Origin of the sequence: Microbacterium meiriae (genome assembly GCF_040685015.1) — a bacterium.
Classification (GTDB): Bacteria; Actinomycetota; Actinomycetes; order Actinomycetales; family Microbacteriaceae; genus Microbacterium; species Microbacterium meiriae.
In genome coordinates, this window is record NZ_JBFBHD010000002.1 from 718,054 (window position 1) to 731,929 (window position 13,876).

12 protein-coding genes and 1 pseudogene are annotated in these 13,876 nt (G+C 70.5%); 6 read left to right on the forward strand and 7 right to left on the reverse strand.

The features are described from left to right. Positions 1-10: 10 nt before the first annotated feature. Positions 11-778: pseudogene (locus AB0N68_RS12010) on the forward strand (EamA family transporter); the annotation flags it as partial. A gap of 154 nt (positions 779-932) precedes the next feature. Here the strand turns inward: AB0N68_RS12010 and ffh are convergent. From ffh to AB0N68_RS12030, 4 genes are all read right to left on the reverse strand, one after another. Continuing rightward, complete coding sequence (ffh, locus tag AB0N68_RS12015; RefSeq protein ID WP_187663977.1) at positions 933-2,495, reverse strand: signal recognition particle protein; 1,563 nt, start codon at positions 2,493-2,495, stop codon at positions 933-935. A gap of 13 nt (positions 2,496-2,508) precedes the next feature. Continuing rightward, on the reverse strand, positions 2,509-3,018 hold the full coding sequence (locus AB0N68_RS12020) for an RNA polymerase sigma factor (protein ID WP_232089225.1): 510 nt from the start codon (positions 3,016-3,018) through the stop codon (positions 2,509-2,511). After that, complete coding sequence (locus tag AB0N68_RS12025; RefSeq protein ID WP_259951653.1) at positions 3,015-3,617, reverse strand: hypothetical protein; 603 nt, start codon at positions 3,615-3,617, stop codon at positions 3,015-3,017. Before AB0N68_RS12025 ends, AB0N68_RS12020 begins: the two co-directional genes overlap by 4 nt. Positions 3,618-3,683: 66 nt before the next feature. Further along, complete coding sequence (locus AB0N68_RS12030) at positions 3,684-4,271, reverse strand: TetR/AcrR family transcriptional regulator (RefSeq protein ID WP_259951654.1); 588 nt, start codon at positions 4,269-4,271, stop codon at positions 3,684-3,686. Between the two features lie 87 nt (positions 4,272-4,358). On the opposite strand from AB0N68_RS12030, the gene lipB reads away from it, so the two are divergent. Both lipB and lipA read left to right on the forward strand, forming a co-directional pair. Then, a complete protein-coding gene (lipB, locus tag AB0N68_RS12035) occupies positions 4,359-5,009 on the forward strand; it encodes a lipoyl(octanoyl) transferase LipB (RefSeq protein WP_259951655.1) in 651 nt (216 codons plus the stop codon). After that, positions 5,006-5,995, forward strand: coding sequence for a lipoyl synthase (gene lipA / locus AB0N68_RS12040; protein ID WP_259951656.1), 990 nt, complete (start codon positions 5,006-5,008; stop codon positions 5,993-5,995). Before lipB ends, lipA begins: the two co-directional genes overlap by 4 nt. Positions 5,996-6,005: 10 nt before the next feature. Here lipA and AB0N68_RS12045 read toward each other — a convergent pair whose 3' ends face one another. After that, the gene (locus AB0N68_RS12045) at positions 6,006-6,506 is read right to left on the reverse strand and encodes a DUF2004 domain-containing protein (RefSeq protein WP_060922216.1); all 501 of its coding nucleotides are present in this window, start codon (positions 6,504-6,506) and stop codon (positions 6,006-6,008) included. A gap of 43 nt (positions 6,507-6,549) precedes the next feature. Further along, positions 6,550-7,422 (reverse strand): signal recognition particle-docking protein FtsY, encoded by an 873-nt coding sequence (gene ftsY, locus AB0N68_RS12050; RefSeq protein ID WP_025103328.1) that lies wholly within the window; start codon positions 7,420-7,422, stop codon positions 6,550-6,552. Positions 7,423-7,450: 28 nt separating this feature from the next. Between ftsY and AB0N68_RS12055 the strand changes: the two genes are divergently transcribed. Continuing rightward, positions 7,451-8,128, forward strand: a complete 678-nt coding sequence (locus AB0N68_RS12055; protein ID WP_259951659.1) for an alpha/beta hydrolase — start codon at positions 7,451-7,453, stop codon at positions 8,126-8,128. Positions 8,129-8,252: 124 nt separating this feature from the next. Here the strand turns inward: AB0N68_RS12055 and smc are convergent, their stop codons facing one another. After that, complete coding sequence (smc, locus tag AB0N68_RS12060) at positions 8,253-11,798, reverse strand: chromosome segregation protein SMC (protein WP_259951662.1); 3,546 nt, start codon at positions 11,796-11,798, stop codon at positions 8,253-8,255. Between the two features lie 519 nt (positions 11,799-12,317). Between smc and AB0N68_RS12065 the strand changes: the two genes are divergently transcribed. Both AB0N68_RS12065 and AB0N68_RS12070 read left to right on the forward strand, forming a co-directional pair. Beyond that, entirely contained in the window at positions 12,318-12,602 is a 285-nt protein-coding gene (locus AB0N68_RS12065; protein ID WP_280567989.1) for a hypothetical protein, read from the forward strand. Between the two features lie 105 nt (positions 12,603-12,707). Continuing rightward, entirely contained in the window at positions 12,708-13,787 is a 1,080-nt protein-coding gene (locus AB0N68_RS12070; RefSeq protein ID WP_280567992.1) for a GNAT family N-acetyltransferase, read from the forward strand. The last annotated feature ends 89 nt before the right edge of the window (positions 13,788-13,876 follow it).

Below are 13,876 nucleotides of genomic sequence, written 5' to 3' on the forward strand. Positions count from 1 at the left end.
CCCTGGAGACATGAACCGCCTCACCCTCACCCTCGTCACGGCTCTCGCCCCTGCGACGTGGGGTACGACGTACCTGGTGACGACGGAGCTGCTCCCCGCCGGACATCCGCTCCTCGCCGGCCTCCTCCGCTCGCTTCCTGCGGGTCTCCTCGCGGTGCTGCTGGCCCGCCGTCTGCCGCACGGGTCCTGGTGGGGCAAGGTGCTCGTGCTCGGGGCCCTGAACATCGGCGCGTTCTTCCCGCTGCTGTTCCTTGCGGCCGAACGCCTCCCCGGTGGGGTTGCCGCCGCCGTCGCCGGAGCGCAGCCGCTGATCGTGCTAGGGCTCGGAGCGATCGTGCTCGGGGAACGTGTCCGACCGGTATCCGCCGCCGCCGCCGTCGCCGGAGCGGGTGGGGTCGCCCTCGTCGTCCTCGGCCCTGCCGCCGCGCTGGACTTCTGGGGCCTCGTCGCGGCTCTCGGCGGCGTGACCGCCACCGGCCTCGGGATGATCCTGACCAAGCGCTGGGGCCGCCCCTCCGGCGTCGGTCCCGTGGCCTACGCGGGGTGGCAGCTCACGGCGGGAGGGCTGTTGCTCCTCCCCCTCACCTTCGTGGTCGAGGGTCCGCCTCCTGCCCTCGACGCGGGTGCGCTCCTCGGCTACCTCTGGCTCGCGACAGCGGGAGGGATCATCGCCTACACGCTCTGGTTCCGCGGTATCCAGCGCCTGCCCGTGATCGTGCCGGGCCTCCTCGCACTGCTCTCGCCGATCGTCGCGACGCTGCTCGGCGTGCTCATCGCCGGCGAGAGCTTCACCCTGGTCCAGGTGGCGGGCATCCTGATCACGCTCGCCGCCCTCGTCGGCGGGCAGTTCGCGGCGCGGGCCGCGAGGAACGCCGGCGACCGCGGTCGATCCCTCGGCCGCGCCCGTCGCCGTGCGCTGAGGTCCCGGCCGCTCAGCCCTTGCCGAACAGCTTCTGGATCTCGGCGAGGTCGGCCTCCGACGGTGCCTCCGCTCCCCCGCCGAGGCCGAAGCCCGAGCCGGTGGGTGCCGTGGAAGCCGCGAGGCCGGCGTTCTCCGCCGCGCGCTTCGCCGGGTTGCCGGAGCGGGAGCGGTTTCCGCCGCCGCCCTTGCCCTTCTTGCCGCGCTTCGACGAGGCCCCGGGCTTGCCCATGCCGGGCACCGGACCCATGCCCGGGATGTTCGGCGTGCCGCCACGAGCGACGGTCTTCATCATCTTCGCGGCCTGCTCGAAGCGCTGCACGAGCTGGTTGACGTCGGTGACGGTCATGCCGGAGCCGCGCGCGATGCGCAGACGACGGGAACCGTTGAGGATCTTGGGGTTGCGACGCTCGACCGGCGTCATGGAGCGGATGATGGCCTCGGTGCGGTCGATCTCGCGCTCGTCGAAGTCCTCGAGCTGCTGCTTCATCTGCCCCATGCCCGGGAGCATCCCGAGCATCTTCTTCATGGAGCCCATCTTCTTCATCTGCTGAAGCTGCTCGAGGAAGTCCTCCAGGGTGAAGGCCTCGTTCGCGAGCTTCTCGGCGACCTTGCGCGCCTCGTCCTCGTCGAACGCCTGCTGCGCCTGCTCGATGAGGGTGAGGATGTCACCGAGGTCGAGGATGCGGCTGGCCATACGATCGGGGTGGAACGGCTCGAGGTCCTCCAGCCGCTCGCCCGTCGAGGCGAAGATGATCGGACGCCCCGTGACCGAGGCGACCGAGAGCGCCGCTCCGCCTCGGGCGTCGCCGTCGAGCTTCGAGAGGACGACGCCGGTGAAGTCCACTCCCTCCTGGAAGGCCTTAGCGGTGTTGACCGCGTCCTGACCGATCATCGCGTCGATGACGAAGAGCACCTCGTCCGGGTCGACGGCCTTGCGGATGTCGGCGGCCTGCTTCATGAGCTCGGCGTCGACGCCGAGGCGGCCGGCGGTGTCGATGATGACCACGTCGTGCTGCTGGCGGCGGGCGTGCTCGACGCCGTCGCGCGACACCTTGACGGGATCGCCGACGCCGTTGCCCGGCTCGGGCGCGTACACCGTGGCTCCGGCCTGCTCGGCGACCACCTGGAGCTGGTTCACCGCGTTCGGGCGCTGGAGGTCGGCGGCGACGAGGAGGGGCGTGTGCCCTTCGCCCTCGAGCTGCTTGGCCAGCTTGCCGGCGAACGTCGTCTTTCCCGAGCCCTGAAGACCGGCGAGCATGATCACGGTCGGCGCGGTCTTGGCGAACTGCAGGCGCCGCTGCTCTCCGCCGAGGATCTGGACCAGCTCCTCGTTGACGATCTGCACCACCTGCTGCGCGGGGTTCAGCGCCTTGTTGACCTCGTCGCCGAGAGCGCGCTCGCGCACCTTGGCGGTGAAGTCCTTGACGACCGCGAGCGCGACGTCGGCGTCGAGCAGAGCACGACGGATCTCGCGCACCGTGCCGTCGACGTCGGCGGCGGTGAGCTTTCCCTTCGTGCGCAGGTTGCGGAAGGTGTCGGTGAGCCGATCGGAGAGCGTGCCAAAGGTAGCCATGGTGCCTACGATTCTACGCGAGCGGAGCCTCCACGCTCAGCGCGGCACGGAGCAGTGTCTTGGCCCGCTGGTGACGCCCCCGGACCGTGGACGCGGGGACCCCGAGCAGTGCGGCCGCATCGGTCAGGCTGAATCCGTCCCAGTGCACCAGGCGGATGACCTCCGCGAGGTCGGGATCCAGGCGGGCGATGGCGTCGCGCACCTCCGCGCCCCCGTCCGCCGGCGGTGCCTGCAGCCGGGATCCCTCTCCCTCTCCCCGCACCCGTTCGTGCAGGGCGCGCCGACGCCTCTCACCGCGGGCGTGGTTGAGCAGGGTCTTGCGAGCGACTCCGAACAACCACATCCGCGCCCGTTCGGGGTCGTCGGGCAGATGCCGGACGCGCCGCCAGGCGACGACCATCGTCTCGCCGAGCAGGTCGCCGGCGTCATCCGCCCCGACCCGACGCGCGAGGTAGGCCAGGAGATCCGGGGCGCACGCCTCGAACGCGCCGATCAGCGCCGCGTCGTCGGCACGGCTGCTCACTCGCCGCTCCAGGCTTCGTCGTCGCAATGCACCTGGGAGTGGGAGTCGGCTCCGGGGATCGGACCGAACCCGTGCTCCTCGAGTTCGGCGTGGAGCGCCTCGTTCAACGCGCCCTCATGAGCCATCCAGGCGCGGGTGTCCGCCGCATTCTGATCCGTCGTCGGAACACCCGCGGCCTCGTCGCCCTGCTCGAGCATCCGCAGTTGGCCGTGCACGTAGGGCGCGGCCTCCGCCTCCACATCCGCCGAGGCGAACCATTGATCGATCACACGATCGACATCGGCCTGGATCAGCGGGTTGTGCGTGTCCAGGCGGCTGAAGCGGATCTCGCACTCTCCCCAGGTCGGCGCGGTGAACCGGTAGCTCCGCGCGGGATCCTCGAGGCCGTCGCCCCAGAGCCAGTCGGAGGAGGCGGTGGCCACCCCGGCGCCGCCCACCAGGACCACCGCCGTGACCGCGGCGATCACACCGCGCGACCGGAGGCGGGGCCGAGCGCGCCCACGGGACGCGTCGATCATCGCCCGCAGCTCGTGTCCAGCGAGGGCGGGGGTGGGCGGCGCCGAGCCGTCCAGCAGGTCGTCCAGCGGATCCGTGGTCATGGTGTCCTCCTCGTCAGGGATGCCTTCATCACTGACGTGTCCGGCCGACACCGATCCGTCCGCGCGTCACTCCCCCCAGGGCAGATCGTGCACGCGGGCGAGCGCCTCGCGGAGCACGGACTCCGGAGTGCCGCGGCCTGCCCCCTCCTCGGCCCAGACGCGCAGGGCGGACAGGACGGCGGCCGCCTGCGCCGCTCCCAGCACGTCCGCACGCATCACATCGATACCCGCCGCGCACGCCGCACGGGAGACCGCGGCGGCGAGGCGGGCCAGACGGACACCCGTCTCCCGCACCAGCTCCACCTCGAGCGCCATGGCCTCCGCATTCCGCAGCGCCAACGCCAACGGATCCGGGGCGAAATCGTCCACGATCCCCTGCAGGATCCCGCGCACCCGCTCCCCCGTGGCAGCCCGGCCGAGGTCGTTCAGCGCGGCGATCGCGACGCCGATGCGCTCGTCGATGCCGGACCACAGCACGTCGCTCTTCGACGTGAAGTAGTTGAAGAAGCTCGACCGGCTGACCCCCGCCCGCTGGGTGATGTCGGCGATGGAGGTGGCCTCGTACCCGCGCTCCAGGAAGAGCTCGCAGGCGGCCTCGGCGAGGGTCTCGCGCGAGGAAGCCTTCGGGCGGCCGGCGCGACCAGTCCGGTTCATGACTTCACGGTACCGCGCGGGACGCCGCGGCCCGGACGAGGATGTATTGTTGGACGCAATCCATGTATTCGAGGGAAGGGACGACGCATGCTCGACATCCTCACTCCCGGCTTCATGCCGACCCCCGTCCCCTATGAAGAGGGCTGGGCCCTGCAGCGCCGCGTGCACGCGGACGTGGTCTCCGGCGCCCGCCCGGACACCCTCATCCTGCTCGAGCACGCGGCCGTGTACACCGCGGGGAAGCGCACGGAGGATCACGAGCGCCCCCAGGACGGGACCCCGGTCATCGACGTCGACCGCGGCGGGAAGATCACCTGGCACGGGCCGGGGCAACTCGTCTGCTACCCGATCTTCCGGCTGCCGGAGCCGATGGACGTGGTAGCGCACGTCCGGCGGCTGGAGCGGATCCTCATCGAGGTGCTGCGCCCGTTCGGAGTCGACGGTCACCAGGTCGAGGGGCGGAGCGGGGTATGGGTGCGTCGACCGTTGTCGGAGGACAAGGTGGCCGCGATCGGCGTGCGCGTGCAGCAGGGCGTCACCATGCACGGCTTCGCCATCAACTGCGACAACAGCCTCGCGCCCTTCCGCGACATCATCCCCTGCGGCATCACCGACGCCGGCGTGACCACGGTGAGCGAGGTGTCCGGCCGCGTGATCGGCCCGCTCGACCTCGTCGACGCCGTGCAGGACGCCTTCCGCACCGCCCACGCACCCGACCTGACAGGAGTCCCGGCATGACCGCCGCACCCGAGGGGCGCAAGCTCCTCCGCCTCGAGATCCGCAACGCCGAGACCCCGATCGAGCGCAAGCCCGAGTGGATCAAGACCAAGGCCAAGATGGGACCGGAGTACTCGGCGCTGCATTCCCTCGTGAAGAGCGAGGACCTGCACACCGTGTGTCAGGAGGCCGGCTGCCCGAACATCTACGAGTGCTGGGAAGACCGCGAGGCGACCTTCCTCATCGGCGGGTCGCAGTGCACGCGCCGCTGCGACTTCTGCCAGATCGACACCGGCAAGCCCGCGGACTACGACACCGACGAGCCACGACGCGTCGCCGAGAGCGTGCAGCGGATGAACCTCCGCTACGCGACCGTGACGAGCGTGGCCCGCGACGATCTCCCCGACACCGGAGCCTGGCTCAATGCCGAGACGGTGCGGAAGATTCACGAGCTCAACCCGAACACCGGAGTGGAGCTGCTGGCGAACGAGCACAACGCCGACCCCGCCTTCCTCGGCCAGATCTTCGATGCACGCCCCGAGGTGTTCGCGCACAACGTGGAGACCGTGCCCCGCATCTTCAAGCGCATCCGCCCCGCGTTCCGCTACGAGCGCTCGCTGAACGTGCTCACGCAGGCTCGCGATGCCGGACTCATCACGAAGTCGAACCTCATCCTCGGCATGGGCGAGGAGCCGGAGGAGGTCGTCCAGGCGCTGCAGGACCTCCACGACGCCGGCTGCGACATCATCACCATCACCCAGTACCTCCGCCCGACGCCGCGGCACCTTCCGGTCTCCCGGTGGGTGAAGCCCGCCGAGTTCGTCGAGTTCAAGGAGGAGGCGGAGCGGATCGGCTTCCTCGGGGTGCTCGCCGGTCCTCTCGTGCGCTCCTCGTACCGCGCCGGGCGGCTCTGGGCGCAGTCGATGAGCTCGAAGGGACGGGAGATCCCCGCTCACCTCGCGCACATCGCGGACAGCGCCGACCTCGGGTTCGCGCAGGCCGTCTGACGGGCGGCGGTCAGTCGGCGCTCATCACCGACTGCACGCTGCCGTCGGAACCGAGGTTCACGAGCAGCACGTCGTCGGTGGCGCTGTCATCGAGCGCGTACTCCAGGACGGCGAACGGCTCGGAGCCACCGTGCTCGTCGGCGAGGATCGTCATGCTCATCAGGCGCAGCGACCGGATGATGTCCACGGCCGCGTCCCCGGACACGTCGATGAGGACGTCGGGGAGGTCGTCGCCGAACACCTCCTGCTGCTGAAGGATGTACTCGGTCACCTCACTCGTGCGGTCGTCCACCTCGGCGAGCATTCCGCGGCGCGCGGTCGCGTCCACGTTCTCCAGACCGGCGATGAGTCCGGCGGCGATGTCGAGGGCGTCGGCGGAGACGTCGTCCTGGTCCGGAGCCGTCAGGTCCACGGTCACGCTCTGGTCGCCGAGCTCGACCGTCTCCGACCAGAAGATCGAGCCGTCGGGGCCCGACGACAGCAGTCCGAAGTAGTCGTGTTCGATCGCCATAACGCTATGAAACCAGCCTGGTGCTCGGGGCGGAAGCCCTGTGTCAGCCGACCAGCGCCTGCACGAACACGTGCGGCGTGAAACCGGTCAGATCGTCGATGCCCTCGCCCTGTCCGAGGAGTTTGACCGGGATGCCCGTCCGCTCCTGCACGGCGAGCACGAAGCCGCCCTTGGCCGAGCCGTCGAGCTTCGTGAGCACGAGCCCCGTCACGCCCGCGTGCTGCAGGAAGGTCTCCGCCTGCATCACCCCGTTCTGTCCCGTCGTGGCGTCGAGGACGAGGAGCACCTCGCTGATCGGGGCCTGCTTCTCGACGACGCGGCGGATCTTGCCCAGCTCGTCCATGAGACCGCCCTTGGTGTGCAGTCGCCCCGCCGTGTCGATGATCGCGATCTCCATGCCCTCGCGCTTGGCGTATTCGACGGTCTGGAAGGCGACGGAGGCCGGGTCCTGCCCCTCCTGCTGCGGGCGGACGATCGCCGCTCCCCCGCGCTGGGCCCAGGTGGCGAGCTGGTCGACGGCGGCCGCACGGAAGGTGTCGGCAGCCCCCACCACCACGCTCCGCTGGTAGCCGCGAAGGAACTTCGTGAACTTCCCGATCGTCGTCGTCTTGCCCACGCCGTTCACACCCACGACGAGGACCACGGCGGGCCGCTCGGTGAGCTTCAGAGTGGTGTCGAACTTCGCGAAGTGCTCCTCCAGGGTCTCCCGCAACATGCGCTGGAGGTCCTTGGGGTCGGTGGTGCGGTACTTCGCGACCTTGTCGCGCAGCTCTTCGACGATGCGTTCGCTGATGTCGGGGCCGAAGTCCGCCGTGATGAGCGCCGTCTCCAGGTCTTCCCACGTCGTCTCGTCGATGGTGGGCTTCACGAACATGCCGCGCAGCGCGCGACCGAGAGACCAGGACTTCTCTGCCATGCGTCCAGCCTACGGGTAGCATCCAGGGATGCACCGCGCGCCGCTCCCGCACCGGGTGTTCCTGCACGGTGCCGGGAGACGCGGCACCACCGCGTGGCCCTCGCAGGATCCGGAGTCGGGGACCTTCCTCAGCTTCCCGCCGGAGTCGTCCGTCGAAGCGCAGGCGGGCGCTCTCGTCGAGGGAGAGCGTGACCGGACGCCGCTCGTGTTCGCGCACTCGATCGGCGCGGTGACCGCCGTCCGCGCCGTCGCCGACGGCCTGCGGGTGTCCGGCCTCGTCCTCGTCGAGCCCGCCCTGTACGACATCGCCCGCGGTGAAGCTCCGATCGAGCGGCATATCGCGGTGGTGACGGAGGCACGGGCGAGGGTGACGCAGGGCGACCTCTTCGGCTTCTGGTCCATCCTGCGCCCGCTCATGTTCGGAGGCCCGTCCACCCGGGAGCGCTGGGAGGACGAGCGCGCGGTCGCGCAGCGGTGGGCGACCACGAACCTTCCCTGGGGTCACGGCATCCGGGAGCGTTGTCTCGCCGGCGTGCCGACCCTCGTTGTCACCGGCGGATGGAACGAGGAGTACGAGATCATCGCCAGCAGGCTCGTCGACGTCGGAGCCGACCACATGATGCTCCCCGGCTTCGCTCACCGCCCGCAGGACCATCCCGACTTCCCGACTGTGATCACGGGCTTCGAACGCTCCCTCGCGATGTGACCCGGCCCCGTCCGTCCGGTCACAGCTTCGGAGACCGCGGGCGACACGCCGGATCCGACCATCGACACGCCGGATGAGGGCCATGATCTCCGAAGCTGTGCCCGCCGAGGGAGGGCGGCAGGACTCAGACGGCGGCGGCGGCGCGGTCGCCGACGCGCTGACCCACCACGGCCGAGACGCCATCCTGACGCATCGACACGCCGTAGAGCGCGTCGGCGATCTCCATCGTCCGCTTCTGGTGCGTGATGACGAGGAGCTGGGAGCTCTCCCGCAGCTGCTCGAAGACGGTGAGGAGCCGGCCCAGGTTCGCGTCATCGAGGGCGGCCTCGACCTCGTCGAGGATGTAGAACGGGCTGGGACGCGCCTTGAAGATCGCCACCAGGAGCGCCACCGCGGCCAGCGACCGTTCTCCGCCGGACAGCAACGAGAGCCGCTCGATCTTCTTCCCGACGGGACGGACCGAGACCTCGATGCCCGTCGTCAGCATGTTGTCCGGATCGGTCAGCGAGATGCTGCCGGTGCCGCCGGGGAACAGCAGCGGGAAGACCTGGCCGAACGCCTCCTTGGTGTCCTCGAACGCGCTGGCGAAGATCGTCTGCATGCGCTCGTCGAGGTCGGCGATGATGGTCAGCAGATCCTGCCGGGTCTGCGTCAGGTCCGTGAGCTGCGTGGTGAGGAACGCGTGACGCTGCTCCAGGGCGGCGAACTCCTCCAGTGCCAGCGGGTTGACCCGCCCGAGCTGCGCGAGCTTCCGCTCCGCGTCCGCGAGACGCCGCTGCTGGATGCGGCGGTCGAACGGGATCGCGGTGTCGTCGAGCAGCTCGCCATCGGCCGGCTCCGCCCCGGGATCCCGCGGCACGAGCTGGTCCGGCCCGTACTCGGCGACGAGCACGTCCTCGTCGAGCGCGAGTTCCGAGGAGACGCGCTCCAACAGGCTGTTCAGGTGGAGCTTCTTCTCGTGGATCTGCAGTTCCAGGCCGTGAACGCTCTCCGTGAGCCCGGCCAGACGCTCCCGCAGCGACGACTCCTGGGCGCGCAGCGCGACGAGCTCCTCGTTCTGCGCCGACCGGGCGGCTTCCGCCTCCGCGAGAGCGACGCGGGCTTCGGTCACGGAGCGGTCGAGGGAGTCGAGGATGCGCGGCAGCTCGTCCACGACTCCGGATGCCGCCTCGCGCTGCGCCCGGCGGATGACGGCGCGTCGGGCGGCCTCTGCCGCGGCGTCCCGCTCCTGCTCGCGCTGCCGCTCCAATGCGGTCACCCGGGACTGCGCCGCCCGGACCCGCTCCCGCAGGGTCTCGACCTCCAGACGAGCCCGGACCTCGCCCTCGCGGGCGCTCTCCAGTGCCTCCAACAGACCGTCGCGCGCCGAGGCGTCGAGCACCGGACGCGGCGCGGCGACCGCGGCATCGAGCTCCGCCTTCGCCGCCTCCGCCTTCGCCTCCGCGTCGGCCACGGCGGCCTGCGCCTGGGCGAGTCCGGTCTCCAGGCGATCGCATTCGGCGACAGCGGCCTCGTGACGCACGGTCACCTTGTTGAGCTGCTCCGCGTGCGTCGCGAGGGCGGCGTCGTGCTCGCGCAACGCGCGCAGCGCGTCCTTCGCCTGACGCCGCGTCTCCTCCACGGCCTCGTCGGCGTCGATACGCGCCTCGCGGAGGGAGTCGACGACGACCTGGATCTCGGTGAGCCGCTCGGTCGCGGTGTCCCGCTCCGCCGCGAGTTCGAGGCGCGAACGCTCCCCTCCGGAACCCGTGCGCAGGGTCTGAGCGGTGATGACGTCGCCGCCGGTGGTCACGATCGTGGTCGAGGTGTCGCCTCTCGCGTCGAGAACGCGCCGCGCGGCACGCGCCGCATCGAGGTCGTCGGCGATGAGAACGTGCGCCAGGATGCCGAGGATCCCGTCCGGCGCGGTCACCGTCTCCGTCGCGGCGATCACGCCGTCGACGGCCGGGGGTGTCGGCTGCTCCCTCGGGGCATCGGCGACCACGAAGTCGACCACGCCCCGGCGGCGCTCTGCGGCCTCCGCCGCGAGGATGAACGCATCCTCCGCGGAACCGACCAGCACACCCTCGGCCAGCGGACCGAGGACGGCCGCGATCGCGGCTTCGTATCCCGCCCGCACCTGCACGGCATCACCGACGAGACCGCGGACCCCTGGACCCCCCTCGGCAACGATCTCGGCGGCGCCTCCCGACAGCGACAGGGCACTGCTCAGGGCGGCGGCCTTCGCGGTGAGGGCGTCGACCTCGCGCTCGGCGGCATGCAGCCGTTCGCGCAGGCTCTCCCGTTCCGCCTCCGCCGCCGTCGCCGCACGCTGAGCGCTCTCGTAGGCCGCGGCGTACTCGACGGCCGTGCCCTCGGGGGCCTCGGCGTCGTCGATCGCCTCCAGGGCTTCTTCGGCCTCTCGTCGCCGGGCGTGCGCGGCTTCGAGGGCGTTCTCCTGGCGGAGCACTGCGCCGCGGACGGCGGCCAGGGCCGATGCCGCCGCATCGGCGTTCCCGCGGAGCGAGGACAGTCGCATGTCGTACTCGGAGACGAGCGCGCTCTGCTCCGCGATGTCCACGTCGAGCGTGTCGAGCTCGGCGCGGGCGTTCACGACCTCGCGACTCGCCGCAGCCGCGGCGTCCTGCGCATCGCCGAGGCCGGACGAGATCGTCTCGATGTCCTCCTTTGCCTCGTCGATCGTCGCCTGTGAGACGGTCACCGCGGTCACGGCCGCGTCGTCTTCCTCGGACCCGAGAAGCGCGAGGCGCTGGTTGGCGAGAGTGTAGAGCCCGCGCACCCGCTCCTGCACCTGCTCGAGCCCGAAGGCGACGCTGCGCGCCTCGTCGACGGCGATCGAGTTCTGGTTCTTCTCCAGCCGAGCGATCCCGGCGCGCACGGTCTCGGCCTGGTCGGACAGCACCAGGCGCTCGGTGTGCCGCTCCTGCTCGGTCCGGGTGTGGTCGGCGAGGGCTGTGCGCAGCGCAACGACGTCGTCGGCGAACAGTCGGGCCTTGGCATCGCGGACGACGGCGGCGATGGTCTGCGCCTCGCGCGCGATCTCGGCCTGGCGGCCGAGCGGCTTGAGCTGGCGGCGGATCTCCCCCGCGAGATCGCTCAGACGCGTGAGGTTGGCCTCCATCGCGTCGAGCTTGCGCAGCGTCTTCTCCTTGCGCCGACGGTGCTTGAGGATGCCCGCCGCCTCCTCGATGAAGCCGCGTCGATCCTCCGGCGAGGCCTGGAGCACCGTGTCGAGCCGTCCTTGACCCACGATGACGTGCATCTCGCGGCCGAGGCCGGAGTCGCTGAGCAGCTCTTGCACATCGAGGAGACGGCAGCCCTCCCCATTGATCGCGTATTCGCTGGAGCCGTTGCGGAACAGCGTGCGGCTGATGGTCACCTCGGCGTATTCGATGGGCAGCGCGCCGTCCGCATTGTCGATGGTGAGCTGCACCTCGGCACGCCCGAGGGGGCCGCGGGTCGACGTGCCGGCGAAGATGACGTCCTCCATCTTCCCGCCGCGGAGCGTCTTCGCTCCCTGCTCCCCCATCACCCAGGCGAGGGCGTCGACGACGTTGGACTTGCCGGAGCCGTTCGGTCCGACGATGCACGTGACGCCGGGCTCGAACACGAAGGTCGTCGGCTGTGCGAACGACTTGAACCCCTTGAGCGTCAGGCTCTTCAGGTGCATGGGGCGACCGCTCGTCCGGGGAGATTCACGCCGCTACGCTACCGGAATCCCGCGGAACGCCCGGTATCCCGCGCGGTCATCGCGGACCCCGGCGCGACCGCGACACGCCGGTGCTACCACGAAATGCTTGACGATCTCCTGAGAGTTTCGCTACGGTGGCCTCCGGATCGCCACACGAAAGGAGGTTACCGATGATGATCACTCAGCACACCGCAGAGGTCTTTGGCCTCGCCGCGCCCGCGCACTCTGCGCCGCGCCACGCGGCATCGGTGACCGCCGGCGTCCGTCACGGCTCGCTCGGCTAGAACCGCAGCCTGGGAACGCAGACCCGATCCGGGTCTTCTCCCGCCTGTTCTGTCGCGTCCCACCCTCTGATCCCCTCGGATCATGGATCCCCGCCTCCGGCCTCCGCATTCCGCGGCTCCACAGGCGCTGCTCTCGTCCGCACCCGTCGCGGCCGACGACTCGGTCCTGACGTGGTGCTTCCGCACCCCATCCATCCCTTTCGAAGGAACCATCGTGAACATCACGCTGTCACGCAGCACCACCCATCCGCCCGATACCGAGGACCGCGAGGTCCTCCAGATCCCCCGCGACGACGAGCTGCGTCAGCTCGGCATCGCGGACCGCCTCTCGCTCCGGATCGGCCTCTGGCTGTTCCAGCGGGCGCAGCGGCCCCGGCGTCCGCGCCGGTCGTGGACCGTCGATCCCGGCGACCTGTTCCTCGTCGGAGAGCAGCGGCACCGCTCGGCTGCGGAGGCGCACGCCCTCCTCATGTTCGACATGCAGCGCGGAATGCGCTGACAGACGATGACGACCGCATCGACGCCGACCCGGCGTCCGTCCGTACAGCTGCGGACGGACGCCGGGTCACCCGGCACCTCCTCCCTCCGACACGAAGGACCCGACATGACGACCGCCGCACTGACGATCACGCCGCTGATCGTCCCGGCCACCCTCGCCGATGTGAACGCCGCGGACTTCCGCGCCTACGGCGCCCTCAATCGACAGATCTGCGACGAGCAGGTCGGCCTCCCCGACCTCGCCCCGGACGCCGCGCAGATGCTGCCCAACTGGCAGGACGACTCCGATGCGCTGGACCTCGGATTCGTGGCGCGCGAGGGGGACGACATCATCGGCATGGTGACCGTGTCCTTCGCACAGGAGGAGGACGCGCACGCCGCCGAGCTCGACCTCCTCGTCCCGGCCGCCCACACCGGGCGCGGTGTCGAGGACGCGCTGCTCGACTGCGCCGAGACCGAGGCCAGGGAGCGCGGCCGGAGCGTCCTGCAGATCTGGACCCTCCATCGACCGGAGGAAGCCGACCGCATGCTCCAGCCGCGCACGGGATGGGGGCGAATCCCGGCGACACCGCTGAGCGACGTGGTCGAAGCCCGCGACTTCACGCTGGAGCAGGTGGAGCGCAACAGCGAGCTCGACCTGCGTGCCGACCCGGAGCCCCTGCGCCGCGCGTTGGACGCGGCGCTCGCGGTCGCGGGACCGGACTACCGCGTGGTCGAGTGGGAGCTGCCCACCCCGCCGGAGTTCCGCGACGGGTACGCCGCGGTGCTCGCCCGACTGTCGACCGACGCCCCCAGTGGCGACATGGACTTCGTCGCCGAGGTCTACGACGCCGATCGGGTCGTCCGCCGCGATGCTCGTCTCACGGGCGCCGGCCAGACGGTGTCCGTGGTCGCCGTGGAGCATGTCCCGTCCGGCACCCTCGTCGCGTACAACGAGCTGCTGATCGGTGCGGAGAAGACCGGGACCACCCACCAGTTCGGGACGCTGGTCGCCAAGGACCACCGCGGCCATCGCCTCGGAACGATCGTGAAGTGCGCCAACCTCCTGCGGTGGCGGGAGCTCGTCCCGGATTCAGACGTGGTCTCCACGTTCAACGCCGAGGAGAACCGGCCGATGCTCGACATCAACGAGGCGATCGGCTTCGTTCCCGTGTCGTACGCGGGCGCGTGGCAGAAGAAGATCTGAGGACGAGCGGCAGCCGTCATCCTCCCGGATGACGGCTGCCGCTCAGCTTCATCCGCCTGACCGACGACACCGGCACAGGTCTCCGGCGA